Raw genomic sequence first — 19,510 nt, 5'->3', positions numbered from 1 at the left:
TTAAATTTCTATAATAAAAATTTAACATATAATAAAAAAACTGTCAATTAGTAAACCTAATTAACAGTTTTATTTTTTGAATGGCGTACTCGAGAGGAATCGAACCCCCAACACCCTGATCCGTAGTCAAGTGCTCTATCCAATTGAGCTACGAGTACTTATAATAAAAAAAGGTAGTTAGACTACCCTTATATCCTAAATGGCGGTGAAGGAGAGATTTGAACTCTCGGTACCATTTTTAATTGGTACACTCCCTTAGCAGGGGAGCGCATTCGGCCAGCTCTGCCACTTCACCACTGGCGGAGAACTAGAGACTCGAACTCTAAAGCCTTACGGCGTCGGTTTTCAAGACCGATTCCTTACCAATTAGGATAGCTCTCCACTTCAAAAATTTTATCATATTCTTTCTATTTTGTCAATATTTTTTAAGTTAAAGTTAGATTTTTTTACAAAACTATTGAAAATAAAAGAAATTTTTATTTTTTTATAAATCCGCTCAAAATAACTCTGTATTCTTCATCATAAAGAGTCAATAATTGTCCTGGAGTAATTGCTCTTACTTTCTCATTTAAAAATTCTATTTTTACCTCATTTTCTGATAAAATTATTATTTTACAAAGATGAAACTTATCTCTTGATCTAGTCTTAGCTAAAAAAGTTTTATCACTAATTTCATCTAATTTTCTATATTTAAAAAGATTTATATCAGTTGCTATTAGACTTTCTTTAAATAAATCTTCATTATTTCCTAATATAATTTCATTTTTTTCTTTATTAAAACCTATTATATAATAAGGAGAACTTCCAGATATTCCTAAACCTTTTCTTTGACCAATAGTATAAAAACCTAATCCCATATGTTTTCCTAAAATTTTTCCATTTTTATCTACAAAATTTCCTTTTTTAGCAATCTTTCCATTTGTACTTGTAAATAAAAATTCTTCCAATTTTCCATCTTCTACAAAACAAATTTCTTGAGAATCTTTTTTTGCAAATACCCTTACTCCTAAATATTTTCCTAATTCTCTTACCTCTGCTTTTGTTAATTTCCCTAAAGGAAACATTAATCTTTTAACCTTTTCCTCTTTTGCTTGAGATAAAAAATATACTTGGTCTTTTGTTAGGTCATCTCCTATTTTTAATAATCCATTTTCTATATTACTATAATGTCCTGTAGCCATATAATCAGCACCTTTTTCTATAGAAAAATCTATTAATTCTCCCATTTTTATATGTTTATTACATACAACACATGGGTTAGGAGTTCTTCCATTTTCATATTCACTTACAAAATAATCTATAACCTCTTTTTTAAATTTTTCACAAACATCCAAAATATAATGTTTTATTCCTAAATCATCACATACCTTTTTAGCATCACCATCTATACTTTGATCTGTTGTTTTCATTGTAACACCAAAAATATTATATCCCTGTTTCTTTAAAAGATAGGCTGTTACTGAACTATCTACTCCACCACTCATAGCTACTGCTACTGTTATTTTTGTATTCTCTTCATTATATTTCACTAAACTATCAAATTTATTTTTTAACTCTAAATTTTCCATTTATTCCTCCATAAATAATATATTTATATATAAACATACTTTCAAAGAGTAGTCATATATCTTTATAAATAAAAATAACACAGAAAAGCTGTGTTATTTTTATAGAAATCCTTTATATTCTTTCATTACTAAATGAGCATCTATTTGTTGAACTGTATCTAAAGCTACTCCAACAACAATTATTATTCCAGTTCCACCAAAGAATACTGGTAATCCTAATGCTGTAAATATAGCCATTGGTAAAATAGCTATAATGGCTAAAAAGATAGCCCCTCCCCAAGTAATTCTAGTTACAACTCCTTCTAAATACTCAACTGTTTCTTCACCAGGTCTTATTCCAGGAATAGTCCCTCCACCTTGTTTTAAATTATCTGCAACTCTTTCAGGGTCAAACATAATTGCTGTATAAAAGAAAGAAAAGAATATTATTATTAATGCATATAATATCATATGTACCGGATGTTTTTGATCAAAGAATAATACTAAATAATCTCTATATGGAAAAGTTGTTGGTAATGACCTTATCAATAAAGATGGTATCATCATCATTACAGAAGCAAAAATAACTGGCATAACTCCAGATGTATTTAATTTTAAAGGAATATATGAGTTTTGTGCAACTCCTCCTCTTACTCCAAATCCTTTTCCTACATAATGAACTGGTATTTTTCTTTGTCCTAATTGAAATAAAACAATCACAGATACCGATAAAATAGCTGCAATAGCTACTGCTATCAGCACAGGTATTATAAATTTACTTCCTTTCATTAATTGTATAGTTTGAACTATACTGGAAGGGCCTCTTGATATTATATTTAAAAAGATCAATAAAGAAACTCCATTTCCTATTCCATTAACAGAAATTTGTTCCCCTACCCACATCAAGAACACAGTTCCTGCTGTAAGTATAGTAATAGTTACAAGCATGAATCTAAATCCAGGTTCAATTACTAATCCAGCAGATGTTAACCAAACACAAACTCCTATTCCCTGCATTATAGCAATAAAGATTGTGACATATCTTGTCCATTGATTTATTTTATTTCTTCCTGATTCTCCTTCTTTTTGAATTTCATCAATTTTAGGGATAATAACAGCAAGTAAACTAAATACAATAGAAGCATTGATATATGGCACAATTCCTAAAGCAAAAATAGAAATTCTTTGAAAAGCTCCACCTGAAAACATGTTAATAAAACCTAATAAATCATTTTGAGCTGTCATTGCTGATAATCTATCAATATCAATTCCTGGAGCAGGGATAAATGTCCCTACTCTAGCAACTAAAAACATCAACAAGGTAAAAATAATTCTCGATCTTAGCTCCGGAATTTTTACAACTCCTCTTAACTTATTGTTAAAGCTTTCCATTAAAGTCAAAGTTTTTCACCTCGCTTTTTATTAAACAATTATTTATTGTTTTTTGCTACATCAGCAAAAGTTTTAACTTCGATGATTTCTACTGTTCCACCTTTTTCTTCAATAGCTTTTTGAGCAGATTTAGAAACTTTATGAGCCTCTACAGAAACTTTTCTTTCTAAAACTCCATTTCCTAAAACTTTAACTCCATCATTTAATTTTTTAATTAATCCAGCTTCTAATAAGATTTCAGGAGTTACTACTGTTCCTTCCTCAAATCTATTTAATGTATCTAAATTAATTATTGTATATTCTTTTTTGAATGGATAGTTACTAAATCCTCTTTTTGGAGTTCTTCTAATTACAGGCATTTGTCCACCTTCAAAACCAGGTTTTAATCCTGCTCCAGATCTAGATTTTTGTCCATTACTTCCTTTTCCAGCTGTTTTTCCCCAACCAGAAGATTCTCCTCTTCCTACTCTTTTTCTGTTTTTTCTAGGTACAGAAGGTTGTAATTCGTTTAAATTCATTGATTATTGCACCTCCTCTACATCTAATAAGTAAGAAACTAATTCTATTTTACCCTTAATTTCAGGAGTAAGTTCGTGTTCTACTACACTATTCATTTTCTTAAGCCCTAGCGACTTTACAGTTGCTATATGGTTAGGCTTTCTTCCTATTATACTTTTTGCAAGTCTTATTCTAACCTTTGCCATTTTCCTCTAAACCTCCTAGCTTAAGATTTCCTTAACAGTTTTTCCTCTTAAAGCAGCTACTTCTTCAGCAGTTCTTAATAATCTTAAACCTTCTATTGTTGCTCTAGCAACATTGTGTTTATTTTTAGAACCTTTAATTTTTGTTAATATGTTATGAACTCCTACTAATTCAAGGATTTCTCTGCATGAAGATCCAGAAATAACTCCAGTTCCTTCGTATGCAGGTGACATCCATACAGTAGTTGCTCCCCATTTTCCTTCTATTTCATGAGGTATAGTTCTACCTTTAAGAGAAACATCAATCATGTTTTTCTTAGCAGCAGCTACAGCCTTTCTTATAGCATCTGGTACACCATTTGCTTTTCCTAATCCAATTCCTATTTTTCCTTCTTTATTTCCTACAGCAGCTAAAACTGAGAAAGATATAGTTCTTCCTCCTTTAGTTGTCTTAGAAACTCTAGAAATTTTTAATAGTTTTTCTTCAAATTCTTTTTCTTCTCTATTTTCAATTAACTTAGACAAGTGAAGTCCTCCTCTCTTATAAAATTAGAAGTTTAATCCATTTTCTCTTGCTGCTTCTGCAAGAGCAGATACTCTTCCTGTATAAATGTATCCTGATCTATCGAATACTACATCTTTTATATTTTTTGCTACAGCTCTTTCAGCTAATAATTTTCCAACTGCTTTAGCTGCTTCTACGTTTCCACCGTTTGCTAAAGTTCCTTTTAGTTCTTTATCTATAGTTGATGCAGAAACTAAAGTTACTCCATTAACATCATCTACTAATTGTGCAAACATATTAGTGTTTGATCTATATATAGAAAGTCTTGGTCTTTCTGCTGTACCAGAAATTTTATTTCTAATTGATAAGTGTTTTCTTTCTCTAACAGCTTGTCTATCTACTTTCTTAAACAACTCACTTACCTCCTTTTTGAGCTATATCCTATGATTTTTTACCTTCTTTTCTTCTGATTACCTCATCAGCATATTTAACTCCTTTTCCTTTATAAGGCTCTGGAGCTCTCTTAGATCTGATGTTAGCTGCTATTTGTCCAACTAAATCTTTCTCTATTCCTTCAACTATTATAGTTGTATTTTTTTCAACTGTAAAAGTGATATTATCTACTGGATCAATTTTTACAGGATGTGAATATCCTAAAGATAATTCTAATCCTTTTCCTTGAACTGCTGCTCTATATCCAACCCCTACTAGATTTAAAACTTTTTTAAATCCTTCACTTACTCCAACAACCATGTTGTGAAGTAATGCTCTAGTTGTTCCATGTAAAGCTCTCATTTCTATTTCATCATTTGGTCTTTCAACAATGATGTGATTTCCTTCTACTTTTATAGTTATATTTTTATTAAATTCTTTTGTTAAAGTACCTTTAGGTCCTTTTACAGTAGCAACATTTCCATCTACTGTAACTGTAACCCCAGCAGGTACCACTATAGGTTTTTTACCTATTCTTGACATTAATGGACACCTCCTAGTTTAATTACCATACGAATGCAAGGATTTCTCCACCTACATTCTCTTTTCTTGCTACTCTATCTGTAACAATTCCTTTTGAAGTAGATACAATTGCTATTCCTAAACCTGAAAGAACTCTTGGTAACTCATCAACTTGAGCATAAACTCTTCTACCTGGTTTAGAAATTCTTTTTAATCCCTTAATTACTCTTTCTTTTCCTTCGTATTTTAAATATATTCTTATATTTTTTATATTTTCATCAGTTATTACTTTATAGTTAGCTATATATCCTTCATCTTTTAAAATCTTAGCTAATGTAAGTTTTAAGTTAGAATATGGAACATCAACTTTCTCATGCATAACTGCGTTAGCGTTTCTGATTCTTGTTAACATATCTGCGATTGGATCTGTTAAAAACATTTAGTTAATCCTCCTTCCTTAATCAATGGTATATTTTACCAAGATGATTTTTTTACTCCAGGAATTAATCCTGCACCTGCTAATTGTCTAAATTTAACTCTTGAAATTCCAAATTCTCTCATGAATCCTCTTGGTCTTCCATCAATTTGACATCTATTTTTTTGTCTAACAGCTGAAGAGTTTACTGGTAATTTGTTTAATTCAAACATTGCCTCAGTATCTCCCTCTAACACTCTTTTCTTTAATTCAGCTCTTTTAGCTGCATATTTATCACAAAGTGCCGCTCTTTTAACATCTCTAGCGATCATTGACTTTTTAGCCATTCCTTATCCTCCTTACCAATTACTTTTTAAAAGGCATTCCGAAAGCCTTAAGTAAAGCTCTTCCTTCTTCATCAGTTTTAGCAGAAGATACTATTGTGATAGACATACCTTGTAATTTCTCAACTTTATCAAATTCTATTTCAGGGAAAACTAATTGATCTCTTAATCCTAAAGAATAGTTTCCTCTTCCATCAAATGAATTTGTTGGAACTCCTTCAAAGTCTCTAACTCTTGGAAGTACAACATTTATTAATCTATCAAGGAAATCATACATTCTTTCCTTTCTTAAAGTAACTTTTGCACCGATTGCTTGATTTTCTCTTAATTTAAATCCAGCTTCTGATTTTTTAGCTCTTCTTTCTACTGGTTTTTGTCCAGTTATTATTGCTAAATCATTCATTGCTGCTTCCATTAATTTAGCATTTTGAGTTGCTTCTCCAACTCCCATATTTACTATTATTTTTTCTAGAGTTGGACATTCCATTACATTCTTTAAGTCTAACTCTTTCATTAAATTTTCTTTGATTACTTCATCAAATAATTTATGATATCTAGAAATATATTTAGACACTTACGTTATCCTCCCTTCTTATAGAACTTCACCAGACACTTTTGAGTATCTAACTTTTTTTCCATCTACAACTTTATATCCAACTCTTGTTGGTTTTCCTGCTTTTGCATCAAATAACATTACTTTTGATGAAAACATTGGAGCTGGTTTAGTAACAACTCCACCTTGTGGGTTCACTTGAGATGGTTTTAAGTTCTTAGTTACTACGTTTACTCCCTCAACTACTACTTTTCCTTTTTTAGGGAATACTTTTAATACTTTTCCTGTTTTTCCTTTATCTTTACCAGATATTACATAAACTGTATCTCCAGTTTTTACATGTAATGATGCTGGAACAAATTTTACTTTAGGTTTAGCCACAGTATTAGCCTCCTCTCTATATTACTTCTGGAGCAAGAGATACTATTTTCATAAAGTTTTTAGCTCTTAATTCTCTTGCAACAGGTCCAAAAATTCTTGTTGCTTTAGGTTCATTATTATTGTTGATTATAACACCTGCGTTATCATCAAATTTTATATATGATCCATCTTCTCTTCTTAATTCTTTTCTTGTTCTAACAATGACAGCTTTAACTACGTCACCTTTTTTAACGTTACCACCAGGTATTGCTTCCTTTACTGATGCTACAACTATGTCTCCGATTTTTCCAAATCTTTTTTTAGTTCCACCAAGTACTCTGATAACCATTATCTTTTTAGCACCTGAGTTGTCTGCAACATTAAGGATAGTTTGTTGTTGTACCATTAAAATATCCTCCTTCCAAAATTATTGGATTATTTTGCTCTTTCTAAAACTTCAACTAATCTCCATCTTTTATCTCTTGATAATGGTCTAGTTTCCATTATTCTTACTCTATCACCAACTTGAGCTACATTATTCTCATCGTGGGCTTTAAACTTAGTTGTTTTCTTAACTCTTTTTTTATAAATTGGATGTAAAACCATTGTAGCTATTGCAACAACTATTGTTTTATCCATTTTATCAGAAACAACTACACCTTCTCTTACTTTTCTATCGTTTCTCAAGGTTTTGACCTCCTATTTCCAAGAATTATCTATAAAAAATCTTATCTTTCATTTAATATTGTATTCATTCTAGCAATTTCTCTTCTAACTTCTCTGATTCTAGCAGTGTTAGTTAATTGTCCTAATGAAAGTTGAAATTTTAGATTGAATAATTCTTCTTTAAGTTCTTTACACTTAACCACTAAGTCTTCAGTAGACATTTCTCTTATATCCTTAGCTTTCATTAATTCTCACCGCCATTCTCTTTTTTTACTATTTTACATTTAATAGGTAATTTCATAGAAGCTTTTCTTAAAGCTGCTAATGCTAATTCTTCACTTACACCAGAAACTTCAAACATCATTCTTCCAGGTTTTACTACGCAAACCCAACCTTCAACTGCTCCTTTACCTTTTCCCATTCTCACTCCAGCTGGTCTAGCTGTAATTGGTTTGTCAGGGAATATTCTTATAAATGTTTTTCCTTCTCTTTTAAATGTTCTGTTTATTCCAACTCTACATGCTTCTATTTGTCTATTTGTTATCCAAGCTGGTTCTAAAGCTTGTAATCCATAATCTCCAAATGCTACAGTGTTTCCTCTTTGAGCAGAACCTTTCATTCTTCCTCTAAACATTTTTCTATGTTTTGTTCTTTTAGGCATTAACATGATTACGCTTCCCCTCCTTCTTTCTTAGTTGGAAGTACTTCTCCGTTAAATATCCATACTTTTATTCCTAATGCTCCATATGTTGTATGAGCTGTTGCAGTAGCATAATCTATATCAGCTCTTAATGTATGTAAAGGAACTTTTCCTTCTACCATCCATTCAGCTCTTGCTATTTCTGCTCCATTTAATCTTCCTGAAATCATAACTTTAATTCCTTTTGCTCCTGATTTCATAGCTCTCATTATAGCCTGATTAGCAGCTCTTTTATATGCTACCCTTTTTTCAATTGATCCAGCTATATTTTCTGCTACTAATACAGCATCTCTATTAAAGTTTTTAACTTCTAATACTTTAACTAATACTTTTTTTCCAGTTAAAGCTTCTAATTTTACTCTTAATTCTTCTATTTCAGCACCTTTTCTACCAATAACAATTCCAGCTTTAGCTGCATGAATTATTACAACTACTTGTGAAGGTGATGTTCTTTCTATATTAACTTTTGATATCCCAGCATGGAAATAATTTTTCTTTACGAACTCTCTGATTTTTACATCTTCATGGAAATATTTTACATATTCCTTTTTATCTGCATACCAGTTAGAGTCCCAAGTTCTTGTTATTCCAAGTCTTAATCCTCTAGGGTCTACTTTTTGTCCCACAGTTGTTAACCTCCTTAATAAACTACTTCTCAGATACTCCAACGATAACATGAGCTGTTGGTTTTCTTATTATATCTGCTCTTCCCATTGCTCTAGGACTCATTCTCTTAAGAGCTGGTCCATCATTGATCATTATTGTAGATATAACTAATTTTTCATCATCTAGTTTTGCATTATGTGTAGCATTAGCTATTGCTGATGCTAAAGTTTTCTTTATAATTCTAGCTGCTTTTTTATTTGTAAATTCTAATATATCTAGTGCTTCTAGAGCTGATTTTCCTCTCACTAAGTCAGCTACTAATCTAGCTTTTCTTGGAGACATTCTCACGAATCTAGTACTTGCTTTTACTTCCACTAGTTTCTCCTCCTTTTTTATTTTTTAACTCAAATATATATTCTTTCCTACTTTTTATTTACCTTTTGTATGTCCATGATAAGTTCTTGTAGGTGCAAATTCTCCTAATTTATGTCCAACCATTTGTTCAGTTACATATACTGGTATATGTTTTTTTCCATTATAAACTCCAAAAGTTAATCCTATGAAGTTAGGGAATATTGTTGATCTTCTTGACCAAGTTTTTATAACTGCTTTTAAGTTATTGTTTGCCTTAGCATCTTCAACCTTTTTCATTAGATGATGATCACAAAAAGGTCCTTTTCTAAGTGATCTTGCCATAACCTATATTACCTCCTCTCGAAATTACTTATCGTTTCTTCTTCTTACGATAAACTTATCAGATACTTTTCTTCCTCTTGTTTTAACACCAAGAGCTGGTTTACCCCAAGGAGTTAATGGTGATTTTCTACCTACAGTAGCTTTTCCTTCTCCTCCTCCATGAGGGTGGTCACAAGGGTTCATTGCAGATCCTCTAACATGAGGTCTTCTTCCCATAAGTCTATTTCTTCCTGCTTTTCCGATTGAAACTAGGTTATGTTCAGCATTTCCTACTTCTCCAATAGTAGCTGTACATTCTCCATGTATTAATCTAAGTTCTCCTGATGGTAACTCAACGTGACAATAAGTTCCTTCTTTAGCAACAAGTCTTGCAGCTGTTCCAGCAGATCTTACTAATTGTCCACCTTTTCCTACTTGTAATTCAATATTATGAATTTGTGCTCCAACTGGCATATCTTTTAATTTTAATGCATTTCCAGGTTTTATTTCAGCATTTGATCCGTTCATTACAATGTCTCCTACTTTTAAACCTTTAGGTGCTAATATATATGCTTTAGCTCCATCTGCATAATATAATAATGCTATATTTGCTGTTCTGTTTGGATCATATTCTATTGATTTAACAGTTGCAGGAACATCTAATTTATTTCTTTTAAAATCAATTATTCTATATAATCTTTTATGACCTTTTTGTCTATTAACATTTGTTCTGTGTCCAAAGTTATCTATTCCATATGCAGATTTTAAAGGCACAGTTAAAGACTTTTCAGGTCTTGCTTTACTTAATTCAGGCACAACAAGTCTAGACATGTGTCTAACTCCATCACTTGTTGGTTTCATCTTTTTAATAGCCATTTCTTAATCCTCCAAAATTTTATTATGAGACCTATAACTATCTTTAGCCGTTATTATGCTTCTTTAAAGTAAGAAATTGTTCCAGAAGCTAATTTTACTATTGCTTTCTTTTTAGCTTGAGTTTTGTATAATTTCATACCATGTCTTTTTGTTACAGGTTTTATATTTACTGTAGCAACTTCAGCAACTTTAACGTTGAATATTTCTTCTACAGCTTTTTTTATTTCAATTTTATTTGCTTTTCTATTCACTTCAAAAGTATATTTATTATGCTCTCTTCTTAGAAGCTCAGTTTTTTCAGTGATTAGAGGTTTTCTTATGATATCATAAGCTGTCATCTATCCAAGCACCTCCTCAATTGTAGCTAATGCTTCTTTTGTAATAATTACTTTATTTTGTTTTAATAACCAATAAATTCCTAATTCACTTGGTTGAAAAACAACTGCATTTTCTAAGTTTCTAGCAGCTAAGAATAAATTATAATCATTAGCTGTAGTTAAATCATTTACTACAAACATTTGTTTTGTTGTTGCATTTAATTCTTTTGTTAAAGCAACTATTGTTTTAGTTTTTGGAGTTTCTACAACACCATCTAATACAACGATGTCTCCATTTGCACATTTTACAGAAAGTGCTGATTTAAGAGCTAAAACTCTAACTTTTTTGTTAACTTTTTTCTCATAACTTCTAGGTGTTGGTCCAAAAACAACTCCTCCACCTACCATATGTGGAGCTCTTATTGTACCTTGTCTAGCTCTACCAGTACCTTTTTGTTTAAATGGCTTTCTTCCTCCTCCTCTAACCATAGCTCTTGTCTTAGTACAAGCACTTCCTTGTCTAGCAGCTGCTAGTTCTGCAGTAAGAACTTCGTGAAGAACTACTTTATTTGGCTCTATTCCAAATATAGAATCCTTAACTTCAACAGTTCCAGTTTGTGCTCCTGCTAAGTTATATATGTTTAAAACTGCCATTTTTTTCCTCCTTTCACTTCTACTAACCTTATTTCTTTATAGCTGGTCTTACTACAAGGTAACCGTTTTTAGCACCTGGTACAGCACCTTTTATTAAGATTACATTATTTTCTACATCTAATTTAACAACTTTTAAATTTTGAACTGTAACTGTAGCATTTCCATGTTGTCCAGCCATTCTTAATCCTCTAAGAACTTTTCCAGGCCAAGATGATTGTCCTATTGACCCTCCTAGTCTATGGTTTCTTGAAACCCCGTGAGATGCTCTGTTTCCACCAAAACCATGTCTCTTCATAACACCTGAAGTTCCTTTTCCTTTTGATGTTCCAGTGATATCTACATATTCAACACCATTTAAAACATCTACTTTAATTTCTTGTCCTAATTCGTAACCTTCAACAGTATCAACTTTAACCTCTTTTACGAATCTTAATGGTTTTACTCCAACTTTATTGAAGATTCCCATCATAGGTTTAGTAGAATTCTTTTCTTTCTTCTCATCGAAACCAAGTTGTAATGCTGTATATCCGTCATTTTCAACTGTTTTCTTTTGTAGAACAAAGTTTGGTCCAGCTTCTACAACTGTTACTGGAACGAACTTACCATCTTCAAAGATTTGAGTCATTCCGATTTTTTTTCCTAAAATTCCTGACATTTGTTTCATACCTCCATCAAATAATATATTGGTTGACAACTTGACCTCGTGGTTCCACGACCTTGCTTTAAAAAAAGCGTCAACTTGTATTATTCTGTAAGGATAATTTGATACATTTATATTTTCAAATTACCCGAGAATCAGCCATTTGTGTTTTATTACGCTTGTTTAATTTCAATTCCAACACCAGCTGGTAAGTTAACCGCTGTTAATGATGATATTGTTTTTTGAGTAGAGTTTTTGATTTCAACCATTCTTCTGTGAATTCTCATCTCAAACTGCTCTCTTGAATCTTTGTTTACATGTACTGATCTTAATACAGTGTATTTTTTTATTTTTGTTGGTAGTGGCATAGGTCCTACTATTTCAGCACCAGACTTTTCTGCAACTTCTGCTATTTTCTTAGCTGATTGATCTAATAACATATGATCATAAGCTTTTAAATAGATTCTTAATTTGTTAGCCATTATACACCTCCTTTAAGTTTTAAAATTTAAAAGATGATCTCTTTTGTACACCTGAAAAATTATATCATATTTTCCTGATTTTGCAAAGCTTTTTTTTATTTTTTTCAAACTTTTTTTAAAAATTTTTTTTGTTTTTTTTATGCTAATTATGTGATATTTCTTTACATATTTCTTTACCTTTATTAATATTTTCAAAAATAAAGAGGTTATATATAACCTCTTTATTTTTTATTATTAATTTTTCTTATTTAACTTCTTCTTTTATTTCTGGTTTAGGTGTTACTGGAGCTGGATTTGGTTTTCTAACCCCATGTCCATTAGGATGTCTTAAGTTAAGTATTGCCAAAGTAGGACATTTTAGCTCACATAAACCACAATTTACACATTTTGAAGGGTCAATTTTTGCTAAATTATTTTCTACTATAATAGCTTCTTTTGGACAAGCTTTAGCACACATTCCACATCCTATACAAGCAACTTTACAATTTTTCTTAGCATCTATTCCTTTATCTTTTGAAGAACATGTTACTGTTACTATATTTTTTTCTGGTAGCATTGCTATAACATTTTTAGGACATACATTTTTACAAGCTCCACATGAAACACATATTTTAGGATCTATTGTAGCCACTCCATTTACTACTTTAATAGCATTAACTGGACATACTTTAACACAATCTCCTAATCCTAAACATGCATATTGACATGATTTTTCTCCACCAGCATATATATTAGCTGCAGCACATGTTTTTATGTCTCCTCTAAAGTTATATTTTATAGAAACATTATCATAATTTCCTTGACAAAGCACTTTTGCTACTATTTTATCTCCTGTTGAAGCTTCTACCTTAACACCCATTATTTCACCTATTTTTTCTGCTACTGCAGGTCCTCCAGGTGCACACATATTAAGTTTAGCTCCCTTATTTACAATAGCATCTGCATATCCTCCACATCCTGGGAATCCACATCCTCCACAATTTGCTCCTGGTAAACATGCAGATATTTTTTCAACTCTTTCATCTACTTTAACCTCAAATTTTTTAGAGGCAAAAGCTAAAAATAATCCCATAGCTAATCCTGTTATTCCTAAGATTACTACGGCCATTAAAATTTCATTATTCATAATAACCTCCAAAAAACTTATATTTGCATTCCACTAAATCCCATAAATGCCATAGCTAAACAACTTGCTGTTAAAAATGCAATTGGCACTCCTTTAAATGGTTCTGGAATATCAGAATATTCTATTCTCTCCCTTATTCCTGCTAATAACAATAAAGCTAAAGAGAATCCTACAGCTGCACCAAATCCATTAAAAATTGTTTCTATAAAGTTATATCCTTCTTGGATATTTAAAATAGCAACTCCTAAAACAACACAGTTAGTAGTTATTAGTGGTAAATATACTCCTAAAGCATTATATAAGTTAGGTGATAACTTTTGAATAGCCATTTCAACAAATTGAACTAATGATGCTATTATTAATATAAACATTATTGTTTGTAGATATTCTAATCCAAATGGAACTAACATATATTGATATATAGTCCATGTTATACCTGAAGATATTGTTATGACAAATATTATTGCCATTCCCATTCCAATAGAAGATTCTACTTTTTTAGAAACTCCCATATATGGACAAATTCCTAATACTTTACCGAAAACATAGTTTTGGATAAAGATAGAAGTTATAATTATACTAAATAATTTTCCAAAATCCATTTACTATGCCCCCTTCTTTTGTTTTAGATAATTTTGATAAGCGATAACACAAGCTATTGTCATAAATCCTCCAGGAGGTAATATGAAAATTAAAGCTGGTTGCCAAGAAGCAGGAACTATAGTCATATTAAAGATAGTTCCATTACCTAAAATTTCTCTAATTATTCCTAATATAGTTAACGCTAAAGTAAATCCTAATCCAGACCCTATTCCATCAAACATAGAATCTATAACACTATTTTTAGAAGCAAAACTTTCAGCTCTTCCTAATACAATACAGTTAACAACAATTAATGGAATATAAAGTCCTAAAACTTTATATACATCTGGAGTATAAGCTTCCATCAACATTTGAACAACTGTTACTAATGAAGCAATAACCATAATAAAAGCTGGTATTCTTACTTTATCTGGTATAGCTTTCTTTATTAAAGAAATAATTATATTTGAAAATATTAAAACTGCTGTTGTAGCAAGTCCCATTGACATTCCGTTTATTGCCGAAGTTGAAGTTCCTAATGTTGGGCACAATCCTAATAGTAATACTAATACAGGATTTTCTTTAATCATACTATTTATTACTATTCCTAATTTACTTTTACTCATTATTTATTCACCTCCGCATAAACTGATAAAGCTCTTTGAATTCCTGTATAAACTGCATTTGGTGAAACAGTTGCTCCTGCAAAAGCATCTACAGATTTATTGAATTGATAATCTTTATCTCTTCCTATCCATAATGCTTGCCATTCACTTCCAGTTATTTTAGCTCCTAAACCTGGAGTTTCTTGGTGATTCATTACTTTTAATCCTGTAATTTTTCCATCTAAATCAACACCTAGAGAGAATACAATATTTCCTCCATATCCTCCTTGTGTTACTATTACAACATATCCAACTTTTTGATTTGTTCCATCAAAACCTGGAATAAATGCTAGTCCCTCTTTTTCTACTGCTTGGGCTTCATCAAATTTCTCAGCAACAGGAAGTACTTCTTTTCTAGCATTATTAGCAGCATTAATATTATTTTGAGCAATTACTCCTTTAGTCATTCCATTTACAAAAGCTAAGGTTCCAGCTGAAATAGCTGCAATTATTAATAAAACAGCTCCAAAATGTATAAATCTATTTCTTTCCATCAGCTTTCACCTCCCCAAATTTTTTAGGCATAGTATATTTATTAATTAATGGAGTAACACCATTCATTATTAAAATAGAGAAAGCTGTTCCTTCTGGATATCCACCTTTCATTCTTATCATTGAAATTAAGAATCCAATACCAAAAGCATAAATTAATTTTCCTTTTGGTGTTACAGGACTTGTAACCATATCAGTAGCCATGAATATAGCTCCTAATAATAGCCCTCCTGATATTATATGCATTATAGGGTCTTTTGCTCCTAATAATGTTGTGAATACAGCTACAGTTAAAACTATTATTACTGGCATTTTCCAATCTATTTGCTTTTTATAAACTAGATAAATTCCTCCAATTATTAATGCAATAGCTGAAGTTTCTCCTATACATCCTCCCATTTTTCCAATTAGAGCCTGAACATACATATTTCCTTCTCCAATTAAAACTTGAGACATAGGTAGTCCTCTTTTCATTGCATCTAGCATTGTTGGTCCAGCTACTCCATCCAATGTAAATGTAGTTATAGCTACTGGCCATGAAGCTTGAACAAACGCTCTTCCTACTAATGCAGGATTAAATATATTACAACCTAATCCACCAAATATCATTTTTCCTAATGCTATACAAACAAAAGCTCCTATAGCAACAAAAGGTAATGACATTCCTACAGGTATTACAAATGCAAATAAAAGTCCTGTTACAATAGCACTTTTATCATGTAAAGTACATTCTTTTTTTCTTATTTTATTAAATAAAAATTCAGTTAACATACAACATACTACTGAAACAGCTGTTACTATTAGTGCTCTTAATTTAAATACATATATAGCCACTAATAAAGCTGGCATTAATGCAATTATAACATCTAACATTACTTTATCAACTGTTTCTGATGTTCTTATGTGAGGCGAAGGCCCCATATTATACATTCTTGTTGACACTTTATTTCCCTCCTTGCTTCCTATTTCTTAATTGCTCTTAATTTTGCTTTTCCTATTTTTATAGCCTCTGTTAATGGTCTATTTGCAGGACAAATATAAGCACATGAACCACATTCAATACAATCCATTAAATTATATTGTCCTAATTTATCCCATTCTTCTTTTTTAGCTAATCTAGCATACATAAAAGGTACTAGATGCATAGGACAAACATCTACACATTTTCCGCAACTAATACAAGCTTGAGGTTTTGTATAATTTGTTTCTTCTTTTGTTAGAGCTAAAAGCCCTCCTGTTCCTTTAATCACAGGAACTTCTTCTGTAAATTGAGCCATTCCCATCATAGGTCCTCCCATGACAAGCTTATCAACTTTCTCTCTATCAATTCCACAACACTCTAATAATTCAGAAAAAGGTGTTCCTATTACTACTTTTAAATTTTTAGGTTCTTTTATAGCTTTTCCTGAAACTGTAACTATTTTTTCAATTAATGGTTCTCCTAAAACAACTCCTCTATAAATAGCTGCAGCTGTTCCTGTATTTTGTACAACTACTCCTACTGAAGCTGGTAATTTTCCAGATGGAACTTCTCTATCTAAAACAGCTTTTATAAGTTGTTTTTCTCCTCCTTGAGGATACTTTGTGTGAAGAGGCATAACTTCTATTCCTGTTCCTTCACAAGCTTTTTTCATACTAGCTATAGCTAAAGGTTTATTTTCCTCTATTCCTATTACAGCAGTATTTACCCCTAATATTTTCTTAATAATTTTAATTCCTTCTACTATAGAATTAGGATCTTCTAACATAAGTCTGTTATCAGAGTTTAAATAAGGTTCACATTCTGCTCCGTTTAATACTAAAGTATCTATTGGAGTGTCTTTTGGAGGATTTAATTTAATATGTGTAGGGAAACTAGCTCCTCCTATTCCTACGATTCCTTTTTCTCTAATAAGTTTTAGTAAATCTTCTTTTGATGCTTCTTGCCAATTTTCAATTTTTTCAAGTTCACACCATTCATCTTTTCCATCATTTTCTATAATGATAGTATTAGCTTTTCCCATTAATGGAAATACACGTTGTTCTATTTTCTTAACAACTCCACTAACTGGAGAGTGAATAGTTGTAGACATAAAAGCAGTTGAATCTGCTATTTTTTGTCCTTTAAGAACTGTATCTCCTACTTTCACAAGAGGATCTAAAGGAGCTCCTATGTGTTGTTGTAATGGTACATACACCATTTTAGGTGATGGCATTTTTTCTGTTACTTTTGTTGCTGTTTGGGCTTTGTTATCAGGTGGATGCACCCCACCTCTAAATCCAAAAAACTTCATACAAATTCTCCTTCCTTAAACTTATATAAAATTTATTTTAAAAATTTTGTCAAATAAAGTTTACCACAATTTAACTTTTTTAACAATATTTTTTTTATTTTTTTCGTTCTAAAAATCTACTTTTTATTATAACTTTGCATAATTTTTTCGATTGGTGTCTCTTCTATTATAGATATTAAAGCCTCACTTGCGTGAACTAATACTTCACTAATTTCATTTTCTTCATCTTTAGAAAATTTTCCTATAACAAAATCAACTACTTTATCTTTCTCTTTACTTTGCCCTATCCCAAACTTTATTCTTAAAAATCTGTCTCCTATATGTGATATTATAGATTTTATTCCGTTATGTCCCCCAGAACTTCCTTTTTCTCTCACTCTTAATTTTCCTAAAGGTAGTGACATATCATCGTATACTACAACAATATCTTTTTCAGGTTCTAATTTATAAAAATTAACAACTTGAATTAAAGAATTACCACTTAAATTCATATATGTTTGTGGTTTTAATAAAAGAATTTTTTCCCCTTTATATATTGTTTCTCCTATTAATCCACTAAATTTTTCTTTAAAATCATATATTTTTAATTTTTCTGCTAATTTATCTAGTACCATAAAACCTACGTTATGTCTTGTTTTTTCATATTCTTTTCCAGGATTACCTAATCCTACTATTAATTTCATTTTTTTCCTTTCTTCCTCAATTATACTACTTAATAACAAAAATTCAAGAATTTTATAAAAAAAGCTGATAAATATCAGCTTTTTTATAAAATATTAACAACATCCTTTACAATAATTTTTAGCAAGTCCTCCTAGAGATGTCTCTCTATACTCTTCTTTTAAATCTTTTCCTGTCTCTTTCATTGTAATTACTACCTCATCAAAAGATACAGAATGAGAACCATCAGTATATATAGAATAATTTGATGTATCTAGAGCTCTTGCTGCTGCTGAGGCATTTCTCTCTATACATGGAATTTGGACATAACCTCCTACTGGATCACAAGTAAGTCCTAAACTATGCTCTAAAGCCATTTCTGCTGCATATTCTATTTGCTCTATACTTCCACCCATTAAAAAAGCTCCCATTCCAGCTGCCATTGCACAGGCTGTACCTACTTCAGCTTGACAACCAGCTTCAGCTCCAGAAATACTAGCATTTTCTTTTACTATATTTCCTATTAATCCAGCTATAGCCAAAGCTTTTATAACTTCATCATCTTTTAATTCATAAGCTTCTCTTAAAGTATATAAAGCTCCCGGTATTACTCCTGAAGCCCCACATGTTGGAGCTGTAACTACTCTTCCACCACTTGCATTTTCTTCTGAAACAGCTAAAGTATAAGCAAATAGTTTTCCTCTAAATGCTCTTACTTTTCCCTCTCCTCTGGATTTTTTATAGAAAGTAGAAGCTCTTCTTTTAAGTTGAATACTTCCTGGTAAAATCCCTTCTGTATTTACTCCTCTTTCTACAGCCTCTTTCATAGCTCTCCAAATTTCTAAAAGATAATCTTTTATCTCTTCACCTTCACATTCAAATACATATTCCCATAACTCTTTTTTATTTTTTTTACACCATTCCATAATATCTGTCATTTTAGTTAAAGGATATATATTAGCTCCACTATTTCTTGATTGCCCTTTTTCTACAATAGTTCCTCCACCAACAGAAAATACTATCCATTCTTTTAAAATTTTATCATCTTTATCACATGATATAAATTTCATTCCATTTGTATGGAACTCATGAACTACTTCAGGCTTCCAAATTATTTCAACTTGTTTAGGTTCTAACGTCTTTTCTATTATCCAATCTGTCAAATGTCCTTTTCCTGTAAGTGCTAAGGAACCATATAATTCTACTTTATAATGGTCTGCATTTGGATTTTCTTGTTTAAATCTTCTTGCTGCTCTTTCTGGTCCCATTGTATGAGAACTAGAAGGTCCATTTCCTATTTTGAATAACTCTCTTAAAGAATCCAT

General features: G+C 31.1%; 31 protein-coding genes and 3 tRNA genes. All 34 read right to left on the bottom strand.

Features of this window, described 5'->3' with window-relative positions:
* Positions 1-81: 81 nt before the first annotated feature.
* A tRNA-Arg gene (locus tag HF862_RS07245) sits at positions 82-158 on the bottom strand.
* Positions 159-200: 42 nt separating this feature from the next.
* Positions 201-295, bottom strand: a tRNA-Ser gene (locus HF862_RS07240).
* A 2-nt stretch (positions 296-297) separates the two neighbouring features.
* Positions 298-381, bottom strand: a tRNA-Ser gene (locus tag HF862_RS07235).
* A gap of 95 nt (positions 382-476) precedes the next feature.
* On the bottom strand, positions 477-1,568 hold the full coding sequence (mnmA, locus tag HF862_RS07230) for a tRNA 2-thiouridine(34) synthase MnmA (RefSeq protein WP_170187217.1): 1,092 nt from the start codon (positions 1,566-1,568) through the stop codon (positions 477-479).
* A 99-nt stretch (positions 1,569-1,667) separates the two neighbouring features.
* A complete protein-coding gene (gene secY, locus HF862_RS07225; protein ID WP_170187216.1) occupies positions 1,668-2,948 on the bottom strand; it encodes a preprotein translocase subunit SecY in 1,281 nt (426 codons plus the stop codon).
* Between the two features lie 29 nt (positions 2,949-2,977).
* Positions 2,978-3,457, bottom strand: a complete 480-nt coding sequence (rplO, locus tag HF862_RS07220) for a 50S ribosomal protein L15 (RefSeq protein WP_027128115.1) — start codon at positions 3,455-3,457, stop codon at positions 2,978-2,980.
* Between the two features lie 3 nt (positions 3,458-3,460).
* Positions 3,461-3,643 carry a 50S ribosomal protein L30 gene (gene rpmD / locus HF862_RS07215; protein WP_027128116.1) on the bottom strand — a complete coding sequence of 61 codons (183 nt, stop codon included), beginning with the start codon at positions 3,641-3,643 and terminating at the stop codon, positions 3,461-3,463.
* 15 nt (positions 3,644-3,658) lie between these two features.
* Complete coding sequence (gene rpsE / locus HF862_RS07210; RefSeq protein WP_027128117.1) at positions 3,659-4,165, bottom strand: 30S ribosomal protein S5; 507 nt, start codon at positions 4,163-4,165, stop codon at positions 3,659-3,661.
* A gap of 24 nt (positions 4,166-4,189) precedes the next feature.
* Complete coding sequence (gene rplR / locus HF862_RS07205; RefSeq protein WP_027128118.1) at positions 4,190-4,558, bottom strand: 50S ribosomal protein L18; 369 nt, start codon at positions 4,556-4,558, stop codon at positions 4,190-4,192.
* 28 nt (positions 4,559-4,586) lie between these two features.
* Complete coding sequence (gene rplF, locus HF862_RS07200) at positions 4,587-5,120, bottom strand: 50S ribosomal protein L6 (RefSeq protein WP_027128119.1); 534 nt, start codon at positions 5,118-5,120, stop codon at positions 4,587-4,589.
* A gap of 22 nt (positions 5,121-5,142) precedes the next feature.
* Positions 5,143-5,538: a 30S ribosomal protein S8 gene (gene rpsH / locus HF862_RS07195; protein WP_027128120.1), complete on the bottom strand. Its 396-nt coding sequence runs from the start codon at positions 5,536-5,538 to the stop codon at positions 5,143-5,145.
* Positions 5,539-5,573: 35 nt separating this feature from the next.
* Positions 5,574-5,861 carry a 30S ribosomal protein S14 gene (rpsN, locus tag HF862_RS07190; RefSeq protein WP_027128121.1) on the bottom strand — a complete coding sequence of 96 codons (288 nt, stop codon included), beginning with the start codon at positions 5,859-5,861 and terminating at the stop codon, positions 5,574-5,576.
* A gap of 19 nt (positions 5,862-5,880) precedes the next feature.
* Positions 5,881-6,432, bottom strand: coding sequence for a 50S ribosomal protein L5 (gene rplE / locus HF862_RS07185; RefSeq protein WP_027128122.1), 552 nt, complete (start codon positions 6,430-6,432; stop codon positions 5,881-5,883).
* An 18-nt stretch (positions 6,433-6,450) separates the two neighbouring features.
* The gene (rplX, locus tag HF862_RS07180; RefSeq protein WP_027128123.1) at positions 6,451-6,792 is read right to left on the bottom strand and encodes a 50S ribosomal protein L24; all 342 of its coding nucleotides are present in this window, start codon (positions 6,790-6,792) and stop codon (positions 6,451-6,453) included.
* A 16-nt stretch (positions 6,793-6,808) separates the two neighbouring features.
* Positions 6,809-7,177, bottom strand: coding sequence for a 50S ribosomal protein L14 (gene rplN / locus HF862_RS07175; RefSeq protein WP_027128124.1), 369 nt, complete (start codon positions 7,175-7,177; stop codon positions 6,809-6,811).
* Positions 7,178-7,206: 29 nt separating this feature from the next.
* On the bottom strand, positions 7,207-7,458 hold the full coding sequence (gene rpsQ / locus HF862_RS07170) for a 30S ribosomal protein S17 (RefSeq protein ID WP_027128125.1): 252 nt from the start codon (positions 7,456-7,458) through the stop codon (positions 7,207-7,209).
* A 41-nt stretch (positions 7,459-7,499) separates the two neighbouring features.
* Complete coding sequence (gene rpmC, locus HF862_RS07165) at positions 7,500-7,682, bottom strand: 50S ribosomal protein L29 (protein WP_027128126.1); 183 nt, start codon at positions 7,680-7,682, stop codon at positions 7,500-7,502.
* On the bottom strand, positions 7,682-8,104 hold the full coding sequence (gene rplP / locus HF862_RS07160) for a 50S ribosomal protein L16 (RefSeq protein ID WP_027128127.1): 423 nt from the start codon (positions 8,102-8,104) through the stop codon (positions 7,682-7,684). The genes rpmC and rplP overlap by 1 nt, the downstream gene beginning before the upstream one ends.
* 2 nt (positions 8,105-8,106) lie before the next feature.
* Positions 8,107-8,763, bottom strand: coding sequence for a 30S ribosomal protein S3 (rpsC, locus tag HF862_RS07155; RefSeq protein ID WP_027128128.1), 657 nt, complete (start codon positions 8,761-8,763; stop codon positions 8,107-8,109).
* 22 nt (positions 8,764-8,785) lie between these two features.
* Positions 8,786-9,118 carry a 50S ribosomal protein L22 gene (rplV, locus tag HF862_RS07150; protein WP_027128129.1) on the bottom strand — a complete coding sequence of 111 codons (333 nt, stop codon included), beginning with the start codon at positions 9,116-9,118 and terminating at the stop codon, positions 8,786-8,788.
* Between the two features lie 54 nt (positions 9,119-9,172).
* Positions 9,173-9,439 carry a 30S ribosomal protein S19 gene (gene rpsS / locus HF862_RS07145; RefSeq protein ID WP_027128130.1) on the bottom strand — a complete coding sequence of 89 codons (267 nt, stop codon included), beginning with the start codon at positions 9,437-9,439 and terminating at the stop codon, positions 9,173-9,175.
* Positions 9,440-9,463: 24 nt separating this feature from the next.
* Positions 9,464-10,294 (bottom strand): 50S ribosomal protein L2, encoded by an 831-nt coding sequence (rplB, locus tag HF862_RS07140; RefSeq protein WP_170187215.1) that lies wholly within the window; start codon positions 10,292-10,294, stop codon positions 9,464-9,466.
* Between the two features lie 53 nt (positions 10,295-10,347).
* Positions 10,348-10,632, bottom strand: coding sequence for a 50S ribosomal protein L23 (gene rplW, locus HF862_RS07135; RefSeq protein WP_027128132.1), 285 nt, complete (start codon positions 10,630-10,632; stop codon positions 10,348-10,350).
* Complete coding sequence (rplD, locus tag HF862_RS07130) at positions 10,633-11,265, bottom strand: 50S ribosomal protein L4 (RefSeq protein WP_027128133.1); 633 nt, start codon at positions 11,263-11,265, stop codon at positions 10,633-10,635. It abuts the gene before it with no gap.
* A gap of 28 nt (positions 11,266-11,293) precedes the next feature.
* A complete protein-coding gene (rplC, locus tag HF862_RS07125; RefSeq protein WP_170187234.1) occupies positions 11,294-11,920 on the bottom strand; it encodes a 50S ribosomal protein L3 in 627 nt (208 codons plus the stop codon).
* 158 nt (positions 11,921-12,078) lie between these two features.
* Positions 12,079-12,390, bottom strand: coding sequence for a 30S ribosomal protein S10 (gene rpsJ / locus HF862_RS07120; protein WP_027128135.1), 312 nt, complete (start codon positions 12,388-12,390; stop codon positions 12,079-12,081).
* Between the two features lie 241 nt (positions 12,391-12,631).
* Entirely contained in the window at positions 12,632-13,513 is an 882-nt protein-coding gene (locus tag HF862_RS07115; protein ID WP_170187214.1) for an RnfABCDGE type electron transport complex subunit B, read from the bottom strand.
* A gap of 17 nt (positions 13,514-13,530) precedes the next feature.
* Positions 13,531-14,115, bottom strand: a complete 585-nt coding sequence (gene rsxA / locus HF862_RS07110) for an electron transport complex subunit RsxA (RefSeq protein ID WP_027128137.1) — start codon at positions 14,113-14,115, stop codon at positions 13,531-13,533.
* Between the two features lie 3 nt (positions 14,116-14,118).
* The gene (locus HF862_RS07105; protein WP_027128138.1) at positions 14,119-14,721 is read right to left on the bottom strand and encodes an RnfABCDGE type electron transport complex subunit E; all 603 of its coding nucleotides are present in this window, start codon (positions 14,719-14,721) and stop codon (positions 14,119-14,121) included.
* On the bottom strand, positions 14,721-15,254 hold the full coding sequence (locus HF862_RS07100; RefSeq protein WP_170187213.1) for an RnfABCDGE type electron transport complex subunit G: 534 nt from the start codon (positions 15,252-15,254) through the stop codon (positions 14,721-14,723). The genes HF862_RS07105 and HF862_RS07100 overlap by 1 nt, the downstream gene beginning before the upstream one ends.
* A complete protein-coding gene (locus HF862_RS07095) occupies positions 15,241-16,173 on the bottom strand; it encodes an RnfABCDGE type electron transport complex subunit D (RefSeq protein WP_170187233.1) in 933 nt (310 codons plus the stop codon). Before HF862_RS07095 ends, HF862_RS07100 begins: the two co-directional genes overlap by 14 nt.
* 41 nt (positions 16,174-16,214) lie before the next feature.
* Positions 16,215-17,525 carry an electron transport complex subunit RsxC gene (rsxC, locus tag HF862_RS07090; protein WP_170187212.1) on the bottom strand — a complete coding sequence of 437 codons (1,311 nt, stop codon included), beginning with the start codon at positions 17,523-17,525 and terminating at the stop codon, positions 16,215-16,217.
* A gap of 116 nt (positions 17,526-17,641) precedes the next feature.
* Positions 17,642-18,208 carry an aminoacyl-tRNA hydrolase gene (gene pth, locus HF862_RS07085; protein ID WP_170187211.1) on the bottom strand — a complete coding sequence of 189 codons (567 nt, stop codon included), beginning with the start codon at positions 18,206-18,208 and terminating at the stop codon, positions 17,642-17,644.
* A gap of 93 nt (positions 18,209-18,301) precedes the next feature.
* Complete coding sequence (locus HF862_RS07080; protein WP_170187210.1) at positions 18,302-19,510, bottom strand: L-serine ammonia-lyase; 1,209 nt, start codon at positions 19,508-19,510, stop codon at positions 18,302-18,304.

The organism is Fusobacterium sp. FSA-380-WT-3A, assembly GCF_012843705.1.
Classification (GTDB): Bacteria; Fusobacteriota; Fusobacteriia; order Fusobacteriales; family Fusobacteriaceae; genus Fusobacterium_B.
Note: the sequence above shows the minus strand (reverse complement) of the source record. Positions and strands in the feature narration are given on the sequence as shown.